The organism is Bacillus pseudomycoides DSM 12442 (assembly GCF_000161455.1).
In the GTDB taxonomy this organism is placed as follows: domain Bacteria; phylum Bacillota; class Bacilli; order Bacillales; family Bacillaceae_G; genus Bacillus_A; species Bacillus_A pseudomycoides.
Map to the genome: position 1 here is coordinate 3,934,380 of NZ_CM000745.1, position 17,057 is coordinate 3,951,436.

The following is a 17,057-nucleotide window of genomic DNA, read 5'->3' on the forward strand; positions in this document are numbered from 1 at the left end:
AGACTCCCCGCCTCAAGATTCAGAGAGAAACAAGGGAGATAGGTGGGGGATGAGGAAACCCCCACTGATTAAAGTTTCACTTTATAAAAACGCAAGCGTATTATTCATAATATGAAATAGCATGGCTGGAAGGATGGAATTTGTTCGTTTGCATAAAATCGCCATCAATAGCCCCATAAGGAAAGTAATAAGCATTACACCAAGTGAGTATGTATGAGCGACTCCGAAAATTAAGCTCGTCCCAATTGCAGCAATCCAAAATGGAAAACGTTCTGAGAAGAAACGAAGGATGATACCTCGGAAAATGATTTCTTCAAAAATAGGAATGAAAATTGCAGATCCAATAATTAATAAAATTCGATATTGCTTTAGAACATCCAAGTTTAAAGCGGATGCTTGTTGCGCTGTTGCATCGGGAAATAGATGTGTTGAGATTAGTGAATTCAAGACGATATTTAAGGCGAAGAAAAGAGTTAGGTATACGTAAGTACTTACCTTTTTGAGTGCCCTGAAATTGAAAGCAGATGATAATAGCTTTTTCACCGGTTCATACTTATAGATGAATAACAATAAAACGAGCAGTTGTAATAAAGTGCTCGCAGTATTTCCAAGTGACTCATATAGAGCAATTGTCTTTTTATTTGTAATGCCTTCACTATAAATCGTAAGCGGGAGTAATATAAATAAGCCGCTTAGTAGTCCTGTTCCAAAAAAGGCAAATAAGGAAGAACCAAAAAATTGTAACCAGGACATAGATTGTTTTGGACCGTATGTAAGTTGTGTAGTCGATTGCATATATCGAATCTCCTCTTTATATTTATATATAAAAATTATACACATTTAGTTTCAGTATGTCATTGTCTAATATTACATAATAATCAGATATTTAAAGTTGGAAATGAATGATTAAGAAACAAAATGGAAAAGTACGATATTTCGTTATTGATAGGGTGGACTCATCAAAGGTATTTATTCAAAAGCATTTAATTTCTTTAGACGACGCACATGAAGAATGTATGGATGATATACAGTTAGTTATTCGGGGGAACATTGAAAAATAGAATATAGTCTGATATAAATTGTTTTTACACCCACAGTCACATCAGGTGAAGAGGGAGAAAAGAAAATAGATTACCGAAAAGTGTTAAATAAGGAAGTGTTTGAAGTTGTTGTAAAATCATAAAAGAGGTATCGCTATGTAGCGGTGCCTCTTTTATAATTCAATTTATGATTATCCTAATTCCATTCACTTATATGTGTGATGGATGTTGTATGGATTGCCAATCCGGTATATTAAAAATATATTACTGTTTAACAAATTCGCTCTGTTCTTTTCTTTTATTTACAGAAATACGAGCAAGGGACGCTGGTTGTTGTTTTTGTAATTCACGCTCTACCATTCGATCTAATCGCTGAATTGCTTTCAATGCTTTTCCATAAGAGATTGTTCGATAGTGATGTGCTCCACCTGGTTCTTCATCTGCTTCGTCCGCCCACTTAATAATATTTTGTAACGGTGTTCTTTCAAGCGTTTGTGCTAGTAAAAAGGAATCTGTGTGCAAGAGAATCGCAACAGAAATTTCCTTTGCTTGTTTTGGATGTTCTCCTAATCGAATTAGTAATTTATGAGCTCGTTCCGCTCCTTTAATCGCATGTATATCATTCTTTTTATACAATTCATAGTCCCATTCTCCGCCTGTGTACCATGTATGATGTCCTATATCATGAAGAAAACCAGCCTTTGTTGCAGCATCGACTGAGGCGTGATGCTTTTTTGCTAAGTGAAACGCATGGTAAGCGACGGCGATCGCGTGGACCATTCCGGAACGGTTTATATATTTTTGTGCGATGTGATGTTGGAAAATTTGTTCAAGCGTGATACGGCGCATAAAACATTCACTCCTTTTATTCGTTGATGTGTATGATGGAAACAAAAAGATAGACGTAAATATATTTTGAATATTTTACTCCATCATGCCTGTGTTAGTAAAGTAGAAATGTTTAGGAAAGAGGTGGTGACAGTTTCTAAGAATGGAAGAATTGGGGAGATTGTTGCTAACATAAAAGTCACCCTAGCTCAAGCTAAGGTGACTTCCTATGCCTTATTTTTTTAACCCTTGCTCAAGTGTCTCTAACATCTCATGCTTTCCATTTTCGTCGGCATTTTGCCAAATCACTTCAAATAAAACACCAAGACCTGGAAGCATTTTTTCTTCACCACTTTGAATTGCTTCTACAATTGTTTCTTGTAATTCGCCTTGTGTATTTCCTGCAACGTTTGCTAATACAGCGCCGCGTAAATTAAAGTTCATCACTTTCACCTCTTCTTCTGAATTGAAACTGACGTTAGTTTTTGTTCTTTTTTATGTAAATATGTATAAAAAATAGGCTATAATGAGAAGACAAGAAGAGAGGGAATGCATAGAATGAAAAACATTGATTCAGTACAAAATCCGCGCGTAAAGCAGTGGAAAAAGCTGCAGACGAAAAAAGAGCGCGATAAAAAAGGTTTATTCTTTGTAGAAGGATTTCATTTAGTAGAGGAAGCTTTAAAAGCAGGAGTTATAACAGAACTTATCGTCTCAGATCAGACAGATCTTCCGAAAGATTGGACGGTTACTGATGTTGAAATGTATATTGTGCCGGAAGCAATTGTAAAGGTACTTCGTGAAACAGAAACGACGCAAGGTGTATTTGCTGTTTGTGAGAAGCATGAGAAAGAAATCGCTCTTACAGATGGGAAATTTCTATTATTAGATGGCCTACAAGACCCAGGTAATTTAGGAACAATTATTCGTACAGCAGATGCAGCTGGTATTCATGCCGTTGTGCTTGGAGAAGGATGCGTGGATGCTTATAATAGTAAAGTACTTCGCTCTACACAAGGCTCTATCTTTCATTTACCAATTGTGAAAGGAAACTTAGAAGAATGGGTAGATAAGTTAAAAGAAAAGAACGTTCCTGTATACGGAACCGCTCTTGAAAACGGAGTTCCATATGGTGAAGTAACACCGGCAGGAAGTTTTGCATTAATTGTAGGAAACGAAGGAAATGGTGTACGCCAAGAGGTTCTTGCAAAATGTGATCAAAACTTGTATATTCCGATTTACGGCGGGGCAGAATCATTAAATGTCGCGGTTGCTGCTGGGATTTTAACATATTATTTACAAAGCCCGGTTGCGAATCGATAAAAAACTTCTTATAATAAGTTGAAGTACATGTTCATGATGAACATATAATAAAAGTGAAATAATGAAAAGACGTTGATAGAGAAGAGTAGCTTGCAAAATCGCCATATAGGGAGAGAGTGCCGTAGACTGAAAGCATTCTTATGGTAGACGGAAGTGAATTCACCTCTGGAGTTGACGCCAGGACCATTGATATGTAAAGGCGTTCCGGCCTAACAAGCCGTTATAACTAATTGAGTGGACAGACTTGTTCTGTCAATTTAGGGTGGTACCGCGAATTTACCTCGTCCCTTTTTGGGAGCGAGGTTTTTTTATTTTTAAAATTAGGAGGGTTCCAAATGGAAGCACGTTTAAAAGAGCTAAAGCAAAAAGCGTTAGAGCTGATTGAAGAAGCGAAAGAGCTAAAGGGCTTAAACGATGTACGCGTAGCGTATTTAGGAAAAAAAGGTCCGATTACAGAAGTATTACGCGGCATGGGGAAATTATCTCCAGAAGAGCGTCCACGTATGGGAGCATTAGTAAATGAAGTACGTGAAGCAATTCAAACGCGTTTAGAAGACAAAATTAACAATATCGAAAAAGCAGTAATTGAAGCGAAATTAGCATCTGAAACAATTGATGTTACATTACCAGGCCGTCCTGTAGAAACAGGTTGTCATCATCCGTTAACAGCGGTTGTTGAACAAATTGAAGATGTATTTATCGGTATGGGGTATGAAGTAGCTGAAGGAACAGAAGTAGAGAAAGACTACTACAATTTCGAAGCATTAAACTTACCGAAAGATCACCCAGCGCGTGATATGCAAGATACATTTTACATTACAGAAGAAACATTGCTACGCACACATACATCTTCTGTGCAAGCAAGAACAATGGAAAATAATAAAGAAAAAGGTCCAATTAAAATTATTTGTCCTGGTAAAGTGTATCGCCGTGATGATGACGATGCGACGCATTCACATCAGTTCATGCAAATTGAAGGTCTTGTAATTGACAAGAATATTCGTATGAGTGATTTAAAAGGTACATTGCAAGTATTCGTGAAAAAGATGTTCGGTGAAGACCGTGAAATTCGTCTTCGTCCAAGTTTCTTCCCATTCACAGAACCATCTGTTGAGATGGATATTTCTTGTATGATGTGTCACGGAAAAGGTTGCGGCACTTGTAAAGGAACAGGATGGATTGAAATTTTAGGTGCAGGTATGGTTCATCCAAACGTACTTGAAATGGCTGGCTATGATTCAAAAGAATATCAAGGTTTCGCATTCGGTATGGGTGCAGAGCGTATCGCAATGTTAAAATACGGCGTTGATGACATTCGCCATTTCTATACAAATGATGTACGTTTCTTACAACAATTCAAACGAGCGTAAGGGAAGGAGAGGATAAATATGTTCGTATCATATCGTTGGTTACAAGAATATGTAGATATTAAAGATGTAACGGCACAAGAACTAGCAGATAAAATCACGAAAAGTGGTATCGAAGTAGAAGGCGTTGAAGTATTAAATAAAGGTGTAAAAGGTGTTGTGGTTGGTCACGTATTAGAATGTGAAAAACACCCAGAAGCTGATAAATTAAGCAAATGTCTAATCGACATCGGTGAAGAAGAACCAGTACAAATCATTTGCGGTGCTCCTAACATTGCAAAAGGTTTAAAAGTACCAGTTGCGAAAGTTGGCGCGGTTCTTCCTGGTAACTTCAAAATTAAAAAAGCAAAACTACGCGGCGAAGCTTCTCACGGTATGGTTTGTGCCCTACAAGAGCTTGGTATTGATGGTAAATTAGTTGCGAAAGATTATGCAGATGGTATCTTCATCTTCCCAAGTGACGCTGAAGTTGGTGCAGATGCACTTGAAATCTTAAACTTACATGATGAAGTACTCGAGCTTGGTTTAACACCAAATCGTGCTGATTGCTTAAACATGTTAGGTGTTGCATATGAAGTAGCTGCTATTTATGGCCGCGAAGTGAAACTACCAGCCGCTGACTTACAAGAGGTAGAAGAAAAAACTTCTGACTATATTTCTGTGAGTGTAGAAGCAACAGAGCAAAATCCATTATATATCGCAAAAATGGTGAAAAACGTAAAGGTAGGTCCATCACCAATGTGGATGCAAACGCGCCTTATGGCAGCGGGTATTCGTCCAATTAGCAACGTAGTTGATATTACAAACTACATTTTAATTGAATATGGTCAACCATTACATGCATTTGACTATGATAAATTAGGTTCAAAAGAAATCATTGTTCGTCTTGCAAAAGAAGGCGAAAAGATTCAAACATTAGACGATCAAGAGCGTACACTACAAGAGCATCACCTTGTTATTACAAACGGTACAAAAGCATTGGCTGTTGCTGGTGTAATGGGTGGGGCTGAATCTGAAGTTGACAACGATACAGTAAACGTTCTGATCGAGTCTGCATACTTTGCAGGGCAAACAGTGCGCCGCACATCAAAAGATTTAGGTCTTCGCAGTGAATCAAGTGCACGTTTTGAAAAAGGAATTGATCCAACACGTACATTTGAAGCAATTCAACATGCAGCAGCTTTAATGGCGAAATATGCTGGTGGTGAAGCACTTGAAGGTGTAGTAGAAGTTGATAACTTACAAGTACAAGAGCGTACAGTATCTGTTACAGCTGAAAAAGTAAACCGTGTATTAGGTACAGACATCTCTGCAAGTGAAATGGGTACAATCTTTACAAACTTGAAATTCCCATTTACAGAAGTAGAAGGAACATTCCATGTAAACGTACCAGTACGTCGTCCTGATATTACAATTGCAGAAGACTTAGTAGAAGAAGTAGGTCGTCTGTACGGCTACGATCATATTCCAGTTACACTACCAACTGGTACAATGACACGTGGTAAATTAACAGTAGCGCAAGCAAAACGTCGTAAAGTACGTCGTTACTTAGAAGGTGCTGGCTTATATGAAGCGATTACGTATTCATTAACAAGCGTTGATAAAGCAAAACAATATATGGTTGAGCCGAACGAAAAAGCTCCTGTTAATCTTGCGCTTCCAATGAGTGAAGAGCGCAGCCAACTTCGTTTAAGCTTAGTACCACAATTGTTAGAAGCAGTTTCATATAACAACGCTCGTAAAAACGACAGTGTTGCATTATATGAAGTAGGTTCTATCTTCCTACCAACAGCAGAAGGCGAGCTTCCGAAAGAAGAACAACATCTTGCTGGTGTTATGACAGGTCTTGCACTTCATCATGCATGGCAAGGTGAGAAGAAAGTTGTTGATTTCTTCGTTGCAAAAGGTGTATTAGAAGGATTGTTCGACGTACTTGGCGTTTCAAACAATATCACATACCTACCAACAAAACGTGAAGGTATGCACCCAGGCCGTACAGCTGATATCTTACTAGACGAAGAAGTGATAGGTTTCATCGGTCAGTTACACCCAGAAGCACAAAAACAATTAGATGTGAAAGATACGTTCGTATTCGAATTGTCTCTAGTAAAAGTATTTGCTGCTGATACAGAAGAAACTTACTACTCAGCAATTCCACGTTTCCCATCTATGACACGTGATATGGCAGTTGTAGTAAATACGGAAGTAAAAGCTGGCGAAATGAAGCAAGTAATTGCAGAAGCAGGTGGAGAACTTCTAAAAGAAGTAACACTATTCGACTTATACGAAGGTGAAAAAATGGAAGAAGGCAAGAAATCACTTGCATTCTCTATGAACTACTTCGACCCAGAGCGTACATTAACAGATGAAGAAGTGACAGAAGCACATAGCCGTGTATTAGCGGTGGTAGAAGAGAAATTTGGTGCGGAGTTACGTAAATAATAAAAAAGCAGCCATTTGGCTGCTTTTTTATTATTTTTTTTCACTTGCGCAACTTGTTCAAATTCCGCTGATGGAATCTTCATTTCATCACACGCAAGGTGAAGGGGTGGTTACTTCTCCGAAGAAAGGAACCCCATTTACTGTACCTGAAGCTATAAGGGTTATATCTCCAGGTCCAAAAGCAGTGACGGTAGTGTGGAAGAATCCATCTGCTTCTGTAAAAACTGTAGTTGGAGAGACAGTTGCTGCACCTTGTATTGTGAAAGAAACTGGTATTCCTGCAAATCCAATGCCATTCACTAACAAACGACCTGGTGCAACAACGGGAACGTTACAATCTGCACTTGTAAATCCTAGTCCAATAGCTACTTCAGTACCAGTTACTCCTAGTCTTCTAATGCAGACTTTGACGATCTCTTTTTCTTGGAATTTAAAAGCAACTCGCAAGTCGTTTATAAATCCAAAATTTTGTTCTTGGGCAGAAACTTGTCCAAGAATTGCTACACCCGTGACTTCGAAAAGGTCTCCTTCATTGGCATCTTCGCGGTCAATAACACATTGAAAAGGGATATCGTCGAAAACTTGAAAACCCGGTACTAGAGTGCCATTTTCTAAAACAGCAGTGTAAGTTAAAGTTTTATGAACTACCCCACAGATTACAACTTTTTCTGGGATTACGCTTTCAATATCCGCTTCAACCGTTTGTGTGAAGGTAACGGTATTTGCAAGTGCTGGGGGGACAAGCTGTGTGGTGCGCTCAACAACAACTTGCATCTTTCCCTCGAATGTAGTACATTAATTTTAGTTTAACAAAATGAAAGACGATGATAAGGAAAAGTAGTATATACTATAATCCATAGCGAGTCAGGGACGGTGAGAGCCTGATGAGGCGGTATATATGAAGAACACCTTGGAGTTGCTAACCGAAATTGAATCTTATATTCAAGAGTAGACTTAGACGGGAAGCCGGCCTGTTACAAACCGGGAAGTATGTACATACATACGAGTTAAAGTTGGTCTTTATGACAAATTGGGTGGTACCGCGAAGTTTAACCTTTCGTCCCTTTATGGATGAAAGGTTTTTTTGTATTCAAATATATCAGCAAAGGAGAATTTCACTATGGAAAACACATTAGTAAAAAGTCTGTATAGAGATACAGATAAATACGCAGATCAAACAGTACAAGTATCAGGTTGGATTCGTAACTTACGTGATTCAAAAGCATTTGGTTTCATCGAATTAAACGATGGTAGCTTCTTCAAAAGCGTTCAAATCGTTTTCGATACAGAATTAGATAACTTCAAAGAAATTGCAAAACTTCCACTTAGCTCTTCAGTTAAAGTAGAAGGTAAGCTAGTTGCAACCCCTGGAGCGAAGCAACCATTTGAAATTAAAGCAGAAAAAATTGACATCGAGGGCTTATCAGATTCTGATTACCCACTTCAAAAGAAGCGTCACACGTTTGAATACTTACGTACAATCGCTCATTTACGTCCAAGAACAAATGCATTCTCTGCAACATTCCGCGTGCGTTCTATCGCAGCGTTTGCAATCCACCAATTCTTCCAAGAGCGTGGATTCGTACATGTTCACACACCAATTATTACTGGTAGTGATACAGAAGGTGCGGGCGAAATGTTCCGCGTAACAACGCAAGATATGAACAACTTGCCAAAAGGTGAAGACGGAAAAGTTGATGAATCAAAAGACTTCTTCGGAAAAGAAACAAACTTAACAGTAAGTGGACAGCTTAATGCGGAAGCTTATGCATTAGCGTTCCGTGATGTATACACATTCGGACCTACATTCCGCGCAGAAAACTCAAACACAACTCGCCACGCAGCTGAGTTCTGGATGGTGGAGCCTGAGATTGCATTCGCTGAACTTGAAGATGTAATGGATCTTACAGAAGATATGCTGAAATATGCAATGAAATATGTACTAGAGCATGCACCAGAAGAGATGGAATTCTTCAACAGCTTTGTCGATAAAACAGTTCTAGAGCGCATGAACAACGTAATTAACTCTGACTTCGGCCGTATCACATATACAGAAGCAATTAAAGTGCTTCAAGAGTCAGGTGCAGACTTCAAATATCCAGTAGAATGGGGTATTGATTTACAAACAGAGCACGAAAGATACTTGTCAGAAGAAATCTTCAAACGCCCTGTATTCGTAACTGACTATCCGAAAGACATTAAAGCATTCTACATGCGTATGAATGATGACGGTAAAACAGTAGCTGCTACTGACCTTCTAGTTCCTGGCATCGGCGAATTAATCGGCGGTAGCCAACGTGAAGAAAGAATGGATGTTTTAGTAGATAGAATTAAAGAATTAGGCATGAATGAAGAAGACTATTGGTGGTACTTAGAACTTAGAAAATATGGCGGTACAAAACACGCTGGATTCGGTCTAGGTTTCGAACGTTTCCTAATGTACATCACTGGTATGGCGAACATCCGTGACGTAATTCCATTCCCAAGAACTCCAGGTTCTTCGGAGTTTTAAGATAAAAAAGCGAGAGCAATTGCTCTCGCTTTTTTATTTAGAAGAGGATGTAACCAGAGCTCAAATCTATAAAGTATTTTGAGATAGGATAAAAAATATTGTTCATAGTTCCCTTTTCATTTCATATATAGTAAAACGAATGAAACAATTATGAAAATCGTGAGAGGGGTTTTGTGGTGATGGGGGGAATTACCAGTCGTTTAGAGTGGACGGTGCGTGACAAGTATGTAGTAATCACTGGCGCGACAAGTGGTATTGGGCTAGCGGCAGCTAAGGTACTTGCGGAGCGTGGTGCCAAGCTAGGAATCATTGCACGTAATGAAGCAAAAGTAAATGATATTGTGACTCAAATTAAGGGTTTAGCGGATGGGAATACAGTGGTAGACGTATTTCTAGCTGATATGGCTTCCCAGCGGTCTATACGCCAAGTAGCTACTGATATTTTAGAAAAGTGCCCTAGAATAGATATATTAGCTAATAATGCGGGTGCTTTATTTCAAACACGGCAACTTACGGAGGACGGTTTGGAGATGACCTGGGCGGTTAACCATTTAGGTCCATTTCTACTTACTAATTTGCTGCTTGATCGTTTAAAGGAAAGTGCCCCTGCTCGCGTCATTACTACCGCATCTCATGGTCATAAAATGGCTAAAAAGGGAATTGATTTCAGTGATTTAGATGCAGAACAACTTTATCGTGGTGTTAAGAAATTAATGGGTGGTCCTACGATGCGTTATGGGCAAACAAAACTGGCTAACATTTTATTCACTTCTGAGTTGGCACGGCGGCTAGAGGGAACAGGTGTCACAGCTTACTGCTTCGACCCGGGACTGGTGGCCACGAATTTCAATCAGGATAATGGTTTTGTAGCTCGCTTAACTATGGCAGCAATGAAACCTTTCTCTCGTACTCCTGAAGAGGGCGCTGAAACTTTAGTGTGGCTGGCAGAAGCAATCGATGTTACCAAACATAGTGGCGGTTACTATGCCGATAGGCAAGTGAAAACACCATCTGAGGTTGCATTGGATATGGATGCCGCAAAGCGTCTATGGGATATTAGTGAAGAACAGACTCGTTCCTCAGGAAAGTACACTTAGCGTTAATAGAAATGAAAGTGGAAGAGCGATTTTCTATTGCTTGAGTAAGCAGTGTATATTCTGATTGTTAGGCTGCATAGTTTCTCACCTCTAAGCAAAAAGTAACGTTGGGGGTGAACAAAATGGGTAAAAAAGTAAAAAAAGATCCTTCTAGAGCAGGTCTTGGTTCTCCGCAAGTTGAAGGTCAAGGAACTACAACATACGAAACGGGTTCCTTTAAAGTACCTTCATCAAATAAGAGGCAAAAACGAAGCTAAACATATAAATAAGAGTAGTCATGTCGACTACTCTTATTTATATGTTTTTATTTTGTTTAGTTTATTTATATATTGTCGATACTAAAAAATAGCTATTTTTTCAACAAACGAAATGCTTTTTCCGTATTTGCAAAGTGAAGTTTTACAAACTCAGGAAGGTGTTCTTTTCCTAGTTTTTGAATCAATTTAGCTGCGGCAATATCAACTTGCTTGCCCGCTCCTTTCGGAAGTGGCATACCTGCTTTTTTACTTAGTTCATCAAACTGTTTTACGAATGAGTAACGAGCTAAAATGGAAGCTGCGGCAACTGCTAAATGGACACTTTCGCCTTTGGTTGCAAAATACACGTTTTCACGCTGTACTTCTTTTTGTTTTGTTAAGTATTTATAATATGTATCAGGTTGTGTAAATTGGTCAATTAGGATGCCTTCTGGCTTTGTCGGCGCAATCTTTTTTAGTAAATTTGTAAGAGCTTTATTGTGTAAGAGCGCTTTTAGTTTACCTTGATTGTTCCCTTTTTCGAACAGTTCGTTATATTTTTCATTATGCAAAACGAGAGAGCTGTAAGGAACAACGCTAAGTAGTTGCTTTGCAATTTCAGCAATTTGCGCATCGTTTAAATTTTTAGAGTCTTTTACACCAAGTTCTTTTAACAATGGAATTTGCTTTGCATCTACATATACAGCAACAACTGTCATCGGTCCGAAGTAATCTCCAGTACCTACTTCATCGGATCCTGCTATAGACATTGTTCCAATGGAAGAAGGCGGAGCATAGCGGTGTGAATTTGCTGTTTTCTTAACAGAAGATTTAGGTGCTTGAGAAACATTTTGCCAACGTGCAGCTTCTTCCTGAGCACGAATACCTTGAAACATTACTTTACCTGATTTATAGGCTGTAATTGTACAAGATGGGACTTTTGCCATAAAGACACCGCCTTGCGGAACTTTTGGGCTAATAGCTTGTTTATACTGCTGTTTCATGTCTTCAATTGCTCTAGAACTTGTTTGGATTACGATAGAATTTGACAAAGTAGTCGCTCCTTTTTTTATATTGTTATTTTTATCATATCGGATTGTTCTTTCTGTTTCCATATTATGATTGTTCATGGTATGATAAACTTTAGGATTCTGTACGTGATTGGAGGCCGGTGAGTTGTCACAACAAAAGGGAAATAAAAGTCGAATTAATGTAGAAATCTATGGTCAACAATATTCAGTTGTTGGCGATGAAAGTACAAGTCATATCCGCATGGTAGCAGCGATTGTGGATGATAAAATGCGCGAACTCAATGCCAAGAATCCTTCGCTTGATACGAGTAGACTAGCGGTATTGACGGCGGTAAACGTCATACACGATTACATAAAATTAAAAGATGAACATGAAAAATTGAAAGAAAGTATGACAAAAAAAGGAATGGAATAAAACATGATTGATATTATTATCATTTTACTGCTTGTTATGGGATTTTTCCTTGGTTTAAAAAGAGGATTTGTCCTGCAACTTGTAAAGTTAACAAGCTTTATTATCGCATACCTTGTTGCATACTGGTACTGCAAAGATTTAGCACCAACGTTTGAGAAATTTATTCCATATCCATTTGATAAGAATGTATCTGTTCCAGAATGGATTGATGCGAATAATATCGAAGCAGTATTCTATCAAGCAATTGCGTTCATTGTATTATTTATTATTACAAGAATCGCACTTTCATTGCTTGGGAATTTGCTGAATATGTTTACAGAAATCCCAGTTATAAAACAGGTGAATGCGTTTGCTGGGGCACTTCTTGGCTTTTTAGAAGTGTACATTATTTTGTTTGTCTTAATTATTATTGGAACAATTCTTCCGATTGAACAAGTACAAACGCCACTGCAAAAATCATCAATCAGCAAAATAATTGTAGACGATACACCGATTCTTTCTGAAAAGGTGAAGGAACTATGGCAGACAGGTAGCAAAGTATAACTTCTCTTTTCTCTGAAAGAGAAGTTTTTTCTATGAAAGAAAGGCGGGGCAAGAATGAAAGTAAATAAAAAACAAGTGATTAAATTACTGGAGACAATCGGCCTTTTTATGGAACTTAAGGGCGCAAATCCATTTAAAATATCCGCATTTCGTAAAGCGGCAGCAGCATTAGAAAGCGATGATCGTAGTCTTTCTGAAATTGAAGATTTTACAAAGATTCCGGGCATTGGAAAAGGAACAGCGGCAGTTATTCAAGAATATATTGAAGCGGGAACTTCAGAAGTATTGGAGGAACTTGAAAAAGAAGTGCCGAGCAGCCTATTACCATTATTAAAATTACCGGGGCTTGGTGGCAAGAAAGTAGCAAAGTTGTACAAAGAGCTTGGCATTATTGATATGGAAACATTGCAAAGGGCTTGTGAAGAAAATAAAGTACAGGTATTAGCAGGGTTCGGTAAGAAAACGGAAGAGAAAATATTAGAAGCGATTGCTCAAGTTGGATCTCGTCCAGAGCGTTTACCGATTGCAATGGTCCTACCTATTGCCGGGGAAATAGAAGAGAAATTGTCGAATATCCAGGAAATTGTTCGATTCTCTCGCGCTGGTAGTTTACGACGCGTTCGCGAAACAGTGAAAGATTTAGATTTCATCATCGCAACGACAGAGCCAGCAGCGGTACGTGAACATTTATTACAGTTTGATAATATGATTGAAGTCATTGCAAGCGGTGATACAAAAGTATCCGTTCGACTTCAATATGAATATGATATTTCGATTGATTTCCGTCTTGTAAAACCTGAGGAATTTATTACAACTCTTCATCATTTCACAGGTTCAAAAGATCATAACGTAAGAATGCGCCAAATTGCGAAAGATAAAGGTGAAAAGATTAGTGAGTACGGTGTGGAAAACTTAGAAACGGGTGAAGTGAAGACGTTTGAAACAGAAGAAGCATTTTTTGCTCATTTTGGATTGCCGTTCATTCCACCAGAAGTACGTGAAGATGGAAAAGAGGTCGAATTAATTAAAGAATATCCGAATTTAATTCAGTTCTCTGACATACAAGGTGATTTACATATGCATACAACATGGAGCGACGGTGCTTTTTCCATTGAAGAAATGGTACAAGCGTGCCGAGGGCGTGGGTATAAATTTATGGCAATTACTGATCACTCGCAATATTTGAAAGTAGCAAATGGTTTAACGAAAGAGCGTCTTCGTGAACAAGGAAAAGAGATTGAGCGCATTAACGAAAAATACCCGGATATCACAATTTTACGCGGAATCGAAATGGACATTTTACCAGATGCAACGCTAGATTTTGATGATGAAGTATTAGCAGAACTTGATTATGTAATTGGTGCAATCCACTCTAGTTTCTCACAAGACCGTGAAACGATTATGAAACGTTTGCGCACAGCAATTGAAAATAAGCATGTTACAATGATTGCCCACCCAACAGGTCGTCTCCTTGGACGACGCGAAGGGTATGATGTAGATACAGATTTACTCATTGAACTTGCGAAAGAAACAGATACAGTTTTAGAGTTAAATGCGAATCCGAACCGATTAGATTTAAGCGCAAAATTACTAAAGCAAGCGCAAGATGCTGGTGTGAAAGTAGCAATTAATACCGATGCTCATACACTTGAAATGTTAGAAGATATGGAAACAGGTGTAGCGGCAGCACGTAAAGGCTGGATTCAAAAAGATACTGTGATTAACACATGGGATATTAAACGTTTATTAGATTTTATTAAACGGAATAAGTAACACAAGGGGGACAGGCAACTTATGTTAGAACGAACGTTGCGTGTATTAGAATATAACAAAGTAAAAGAACAATTACTTGAGCATGTTGCTTCTTCACTTGGTCGTGATAAAGTGAAGAGCCTTGTGCCAAGTACAGATTTTGAAGAAATTGTAGAAATGCAAGAGACAACGGATGAAGCAGCAAAAGTCATTCGCTTAAAAGGACATGTGCCGCTCGGTGGGATTTTTGATATTCGTCCAAATGTAAAACGTGCGAAAATTGGAAGTATGTTAAGTCCACATGAACTTCTTGATATTGCAAGTACGATGTATGGTAGCCGCCAAATGAAGCGATTTATTGAAGATATGGTTGATAATGGCGTAGAGCTTCCAATCTTAGAAACCTATGTGGCGCAAATTGTGTCTCTATATGATTTAGAAAAGAAAATTACAAGCTGCATTGGTGATGGTGGCGAAGTAGTTGATAGTGCCAGTGATAAACTGCGCGGTATCCGTAACCAAATCCGTACTGCGGAAAGCCGCATTCGTGAGAAACTTGAAAATATGACGCGATCTTCTAATGCACAGAAGATGCTATCAGATGCAATCGTAACAATTCGTAATGATCGCTATGTAATTCCTGTGAAGCAAGAATACCGCGGTGTTTATGGTGGTATTGTTCATGACCAATCGGCATCTGGACAAACGTTATTTATTGAGCCACAAGTCATTGTGGAACTAAATAACGCATTGCAAGAAGCACGCGTGAAAGAAAAACAAGAAGTAGAGCGCATCTTAATGGTGTTAACAGAAGAAGTAGCACTAGAAGCAGATACTGTATTAGCAAACGTAGAGGTTATTGCGAATCTTGATTTCATTTTTGCGAGAGCATTTTATGCAAAGCGAATCAAAGCTACAAAACCAATTGTAAATAATGAACGCTATATGAATTTAAGACAAGCACGTCATCCGCTTATCGACCCGGAAATCATTGTGCCAAACGATATTATGCTTGGTAAAGACTTCACAACAATCGTTATTACAGGTCCGAATACAGGTGGTAAGACAGTTACATTAAAAACAGTCGGTATCTGTGTATTAATGGCGCAATCTGGCCTTCATATTCCAGTATTAGACGAATCTGAGATTTGTGTGTTTAAAAACATTTTTGCTGATATCGGTGATGAACAATCGATTGAACAAAGCTTAAGTACGTTCTCCTCACATATGGTGAACATTGTAGATATTTTAGAAAAAGCTGACTTTGAAAGCTTAGTATTATTCGATGAATTAGGTGCCGGAACAGACCCACAAGAAGGGGCTGCGCTTGCCATTTCAATCTTAGATGAAGTATACAACCGCGGAGCGCGCGTTGTCGCAACAACGCATTATCCAGAGCTAAAAGCATATGGTTACAATCGTGAACAAGTTATTAACGCAAGTGTTGAGTTTGATGTAAATACATTAAGCCCAACGTATAAATTATTAATCGGTGTACCAGGACGCAGTAACGCTTTTGAAATTTCCAAACGCCTTGGATTATCTGATCGCGTGATTGACCGTGCTCGTAATCATATTGGTACAGATACGAATAAAATCGAAAATATGATTGCGAAGCTAGAAGAAAGTCAAAAAAATGCAGAGCGCGAATGGAACGAAGCAGAAGAGCATCGTAAACAATCTGAAAAACTTCATCGTGAATTACAGCGTCAAATCATTGAATTTAACGATGAGCGTGATGAAAGATTATTAAAAGCGCAAAAAGAGGGCGAAGAAAAAGTAGAAGCTGCGAAAAAAGAAGCAGAAGGTATCATTCATGAACTTCGTCAACTGCGTAAAGCGCAGCTTGCAAACGTGAAAGATCATGAGCTCATTGAAGCGAAAAGTCGTCTAGAAGGGGCAGCGCCAGAGCTTGTGAAAAAACAAAGAGTAAAAGTGAAAAACACAGCGCCAAAACAACAATTGCGAGCAGGCGACGAAGTGAAAGTATTAACATTCGGTCAAAAAGGACAGCTGCTGAAAAAAGTAAGCGATAATGAGTGGAACGTCCAAATTGGTATTCTGAAGATGAAAGTGAAAGAATCCGATATGGAGTACATTAATACGCCACAACCGGTTGAGAAGAAAGCAGTCGCGACTGTTAAGGGAAGAGACTATCACGTTTCCTTAGAGCTTGACCTTCGTGGCGAGCGTTTTGAAAATGCGATGATGCGCGTTGAAAAATATTTAGATGATGCACAGCTTGCAAACTATCCGCGTGTATCCATCATTCACGGAAAAGGAACAGGAGCACTTCGCCAAGGTGTACAAGACTACTTGAAAAAACATCGCGGCGTGAAAAACTACCGTTACGGTGACATGGGCGAGGGAGGCCTAGGCGTAACAGTTGTCGAATTAAAATAACACAAAACCAAGCAAAAGGGGAAACCATTATATGTTTATGGACAAACTTGCAAAAGTATTGTTAGCTT

At 38.7% G+C, this 17,057-nt stretch carries 16 protein-coding genes, 1 pseudogene and 2 other annotated features; of the genes and pseudogenes, 12 read left to right on the forward strand and 5 right to left on the reverse strand.

The window, feature by feature from the left end; all coding sequences use genetic code 11:
• Positions 1 to 81 precede the first annotated feature (81 nt).
• Complete coding sequence (locus tag BPMYX0001_RS20000; protein WP_006096196.1) at positions 82 to 795, reverse strand: CPBP family intramembrane glutamic endopeptidase; 714 nt, start codon at positions 793 to 795, stop codon at positions 82 to 84.
• A 107-nt stretch (positions 796 to 902) separates the two neighbouring features.
• On the opposite strand from BPMYX0001_RS20000, the gene BPMYX0001_RS33250 reads away from it, so the two are divergent.
• Both BPMYX0001_RS33250 and BPMYX0001_RS34755 read left to right on the forward strand, forming a co-directional pair.
• Complete coding sequence (locus BPMYX0001_RS33250; RefSeq protein ID WP_006096197.1) at positions 903 to 1,061, forward strand: hypothetical protein; 159 nt, start codon at positions 903 to 905, stop codon at positions 1,059 to 1,061.
• A gap of 17 nt (positions 1,062 to 1,078) precedes the next feature.
• Positions 1,079 to 1,183: pseudogene (locus BPMYX0001_RS34755) on the forward strand (sigma-70 family RNA polymerase sigma factor); the annotation flags it as partial.
• Positions 1,184 to 1,304: 121 nt separating this feature from the next.
• Here the strand turns inward: BPMYX0001_RS34755 and BPMYX0001_RS20005 are convergent.
• Both BPMYX0001_RS20005 and sspI read right to left on the reverse strand, forming a co-directional pair.
• A complete protein-coding gene (locus tag BPMYX0001_RS20005; RefSeq protein ID WP_006096198.1) occupies positions 1,305 to 1,889 on the reverse strand; it encodes an HD domain-containing protein in 585 nt (194 codons plus the stop codon).
• Between the two features lie 213 nt (positions 1,890 to 2,102).
• A complete protein-coding gene (gene sspI / locus BPMYX0001_RS20010) occupies positions 2,103 to 2,312 on the reverse strand; it encodes a small acid-soluble spore protein SspI (protein WP_017153966.1) in 210 nt (69 codons plus the stop codon).
• A 114-nt stretch (positions 2,313 to 2,426) separates the two neighbouring features.
• On the opposite strand from sspI, the gene BPMYX0001_RS20015 reads away from it, so the two are divergent.
• The 3 genes from BPMYX0001_RS20015 to pheT all read left to right on the forward strand — a co-directional run bounded on the left by BPMYX0001_RS20015 (position 2,427) and on the right by pheT (position 7,000).
• Complete coding sequence (locus BPMYX0001_RS20015; RefSeq protein WP_033799149.1) at positions 2,427 to 3,191, forward strand: TrmH family RNA methyltransferase; 765 nt, start codon at positions 2,427 to 2,429, stop codon at positions 3,189 to 3,191.
• Between the two features lie 63 nt (positions 3,192 to 3,254).
• Positions 3,255 to 3,483, forward strand: a binding site (T-box leader).
• Between the two features lie 43 nt (positions 3,484 to 3,526).
• Positions 3,527 to 4,561, forward strand: coding sequence for a phenylalanine--tRNA ligase subunit alpha (pheS, locus tag BPMYX0001_RS20020; RefSeq protein WP_003200942.1), 1,035 nt, complete (start codon positions 3,527 to 3,529; stop codon positions 4,559 to 4,561).
• Between the two features lie 18 nt (positions 4,562 to 4,579).
• Entirely contained in the window at positions 4,580 to 7,000 is a 2,421-nt protein-coding gene (pheT, locus tag BPMYX0001_RS20025; protein WP_006096200.1) for a phenylalanine--tRNA ligase subunit beta, read from the forward strand.
• A gap of 87 nt (positions 7,001 to 7,087) precedes the next feature.
• Here pheT and BPMYX0001_RS20030 read toward each other — a convergent pair whose 3' ends face one another.
• On the reverse strand, positions 7,088 to 7,774 hold the full coding sequence (locus BPMYX0001_RS20030; protein WP_006096201.1) for a hypothetical protein: 687 nt from the start codon (positions 7,772 to 7,774) through the stop codon (positions 7,088 to 7,090).
• Between the two features lie 41 nt (positions 7,775 to 7,815).
• Positions 7,816 to 8,068: a binding site (T-box leader), on the forward strand.
• 52 nt (positions 8,069 to 8,120) lie between these two features.
• Between BPMYX0001_RS20030 and asnS the strand changes: the two genes are divergently transcribed.
• The 3 genes from asnS to BPMYX0001_RS31230 all read left to right on the forward strand — a co-directional run bounded on the left by asnS (position 8,121) and on the right by BPMYX0001_RS31230 (position 10,866).
• A complete protein-coding gene (gene asnS / locus BPMYX0001_RS20035; protein WP_006096202.1) occupies positions 8,121 to 9,512 on the forward strand; it encodes an asparagine--tRNA ligase in 1,392 nt (463 codons plus the stop codon).
• Between the two features lie 179 nt (positions 9,513 to 9,691).
• On the forward strand, positions 9,692 to 10,609 hold the full coding sequence (locus BPMYX0001_RS20040; RefSeq protein WP_006096203.1) for an SDR family oxidoreductase: 918 nt from the start codon (positions 9,692 to 9,694) through the stop codon (positions 10,607 to 10,609).
• Between the two features lie 122 nt (positions 10,610 to 10,731).
• Positions 10,732 to 10,866, forward strand: a complete 135-nt coding sequence (locus tag BPMYX0001_RS31230) for a YuzL family protein (RefSeq protein ID WP_006096204.1) — start codon at positions 10,732 to 10,734, stop codon at positions 10,864 to 10,866.
• A gap of 92 nt (positions 10,867 to 10,958) precedes the next feature.
• On the opposite strand, the gene rnhC is transcribed toward BPMYX0001_RS31230, so the two are convergent.
• Positions 10,959 to 11,897 (reverse strand): ribonuclease HIII, encoded by a 939-nt coding sequence (gene rnhC, locus BPMYX0001_RS20045; RefSeq protein ID WP_018781638.1) that lies wholly within the window; start codon positions 11,895 to 11,897, stop codon positions 10,959 to 10,961.
• 124 nt (positions 11,898 to 12,021) lie between these two features.
• On the opposite strand from rnhC, the gene zapA reads away from it, so the two are divergent.
• Genes zapA through BPMYX0001_RS20065 form a run of 4 tightly spaced genes read left to right on the forward strand, consistent with a single transcriptional unit; the run spans position 12,022 to position 16,989 of the window.
• The gene (zapA, locus tag BPMYX0001_RS20050) at positions 12,022 to 12,291 is read left to right on the forward strand and encodes a cell division protein ZapA (protein ID WP_000082702.1); all 270 of its coding nucleotides are present in this window, start codon (positions 12,022 to 12,024) and stop codon (positions 12,289 to 12,291) included.
• A gap of 3 nt (positions 12,292 to 12,294) precedes the next feature.
• Entirely contained in the window at positions 12,295 to 12,834 is a 540-nt protein-coding gene (locus BPMYX0001_RS20055; RefSeq protein ID WP_003200894.1) for a CvpA family protein, read from the forward strand.
• 54 nt (positions 12,835 to 12,888) lie between these two features.
• Positions 12,889 to 14,607 carry a DNA polymerase/3'-5' exonuclease PolX gene (gene polX / locus BPMYX0001_RS20060; protein ID WP_006096206.1) on the forward strand — a complete coding sequence of 573 codons (1,719 nt, stop codon included), beginning with the start codon at positions 12,889 to 12,891 and terminating at the stop codon, positions 14,605 to 14,607.
• A gap of 21 nt (positions 14,608 to 14,628) precedes the next feature.
• Positions 14,629 to 16,989: an endonuclease MutS2 gene (locus BPMYX0001_RS20065; protein ID WP_006096207.1), complete on the forward strand. Its 2,361-nt coding sequence runs from the start codon at positions 14,629 to 14,631 to the stop codon at positions 16,987 to 16,989.
• Positions 16,990 to 17,057 lie beyond the last annotated feature (68 nt).

Coding starts and splice junctions, on each gene's coding strand:
- BPMYX0001_RS33250 (WP_006096197.1), top strand. CDS start 903: ATGATTAAGAAACAAAATGGAAAAGTACGATATTTCGTTATTGATAGG.
- BPMYX0001_RS20005 (WP_006096198.1), bottom strand. CDS start 1,889: ATGCGCCGTATCACGCTTGAACAAATTTTCCAACATCACATCGCACAA.
- BPMYX0001_RS20030 (WP_006096201.1), bottom strand. CDS start 7,774: ATGCAAGTTGTTGTTGAGCGCACCACACAGCTTGTCCCCCCAGCACTT.
- pheT (WP_006096200.1), top strand. CDS start 4,580: ATGTTCGTATCATATCGTTGGTTACAAGAATATGTAGATATTAAAGAT.
- BPMYX0001_RS20000 (WP_006096196.1), bottom strand. CDS start 795: ATGCAATCGACTACACAACTTACATACGGTCCAAAACAATCTATGTCC.
- BPMYX0001_RS31230 (WP_006096204.1), top strand. CDS start 10,732: ATGGGTAAAAAAGTAAAAAAAGATCCTTCTAGAGCAGGTCTTGGTTCT.
- asnS (WP_006096202.1), top strand. CDS start 8,121: ATGGAAAACACATTAGTAAAAAGTCTGTATAGAGATACAGATAAATAC.
- BPMYX0001_RS20055 (WP_003200894.1), top strand. CDS start 12,295: ATGATTGATATTATTATCATTTTACTGCTTGTTATGGGATTTTTCCTT.
- polX (WP_006096206.1), top strand. CDS start 12,889: ATGAAAGTAAATAAAAAACAAGTGATTAAATTACTGGAGACAATCGGC.
- sspI (WP_017153966.1), bottom strand. CDS start 2,312: ATGAACTTTAATTTACGCGGCGCTGTATTAGCAAACGTTGCAGGAAAT.
- BPMYX0001_RS20065 (WP_006096207.1), top strand. CDS start 14,629: ATGTTAGAACGAACGTTGCGTGTATTAGAATATAACAAAGTAAAAGAA.
- pheS (WP_003200942.1), top strand. CDS start 3,527: ATGGAAGCACGTTTAAAAGAGCTAAAGCAAAAAGCGTTAGAGCTGATT.
- BPMYX0001_RS20040 (WP_006096203.1), top strand. CDS start 9,692: ATGGGGGGAATTACCAGTCGTTTAGAGTGGACGGTGCGTGACAAGTAT.
- BPMYX0001_RS20015 (WP_033799149.1), top strand. CDS start 2,427: ATGAAAAACATTGATTCAGTACAAAATCCGCGCGTAAAGCAGTGGAAA.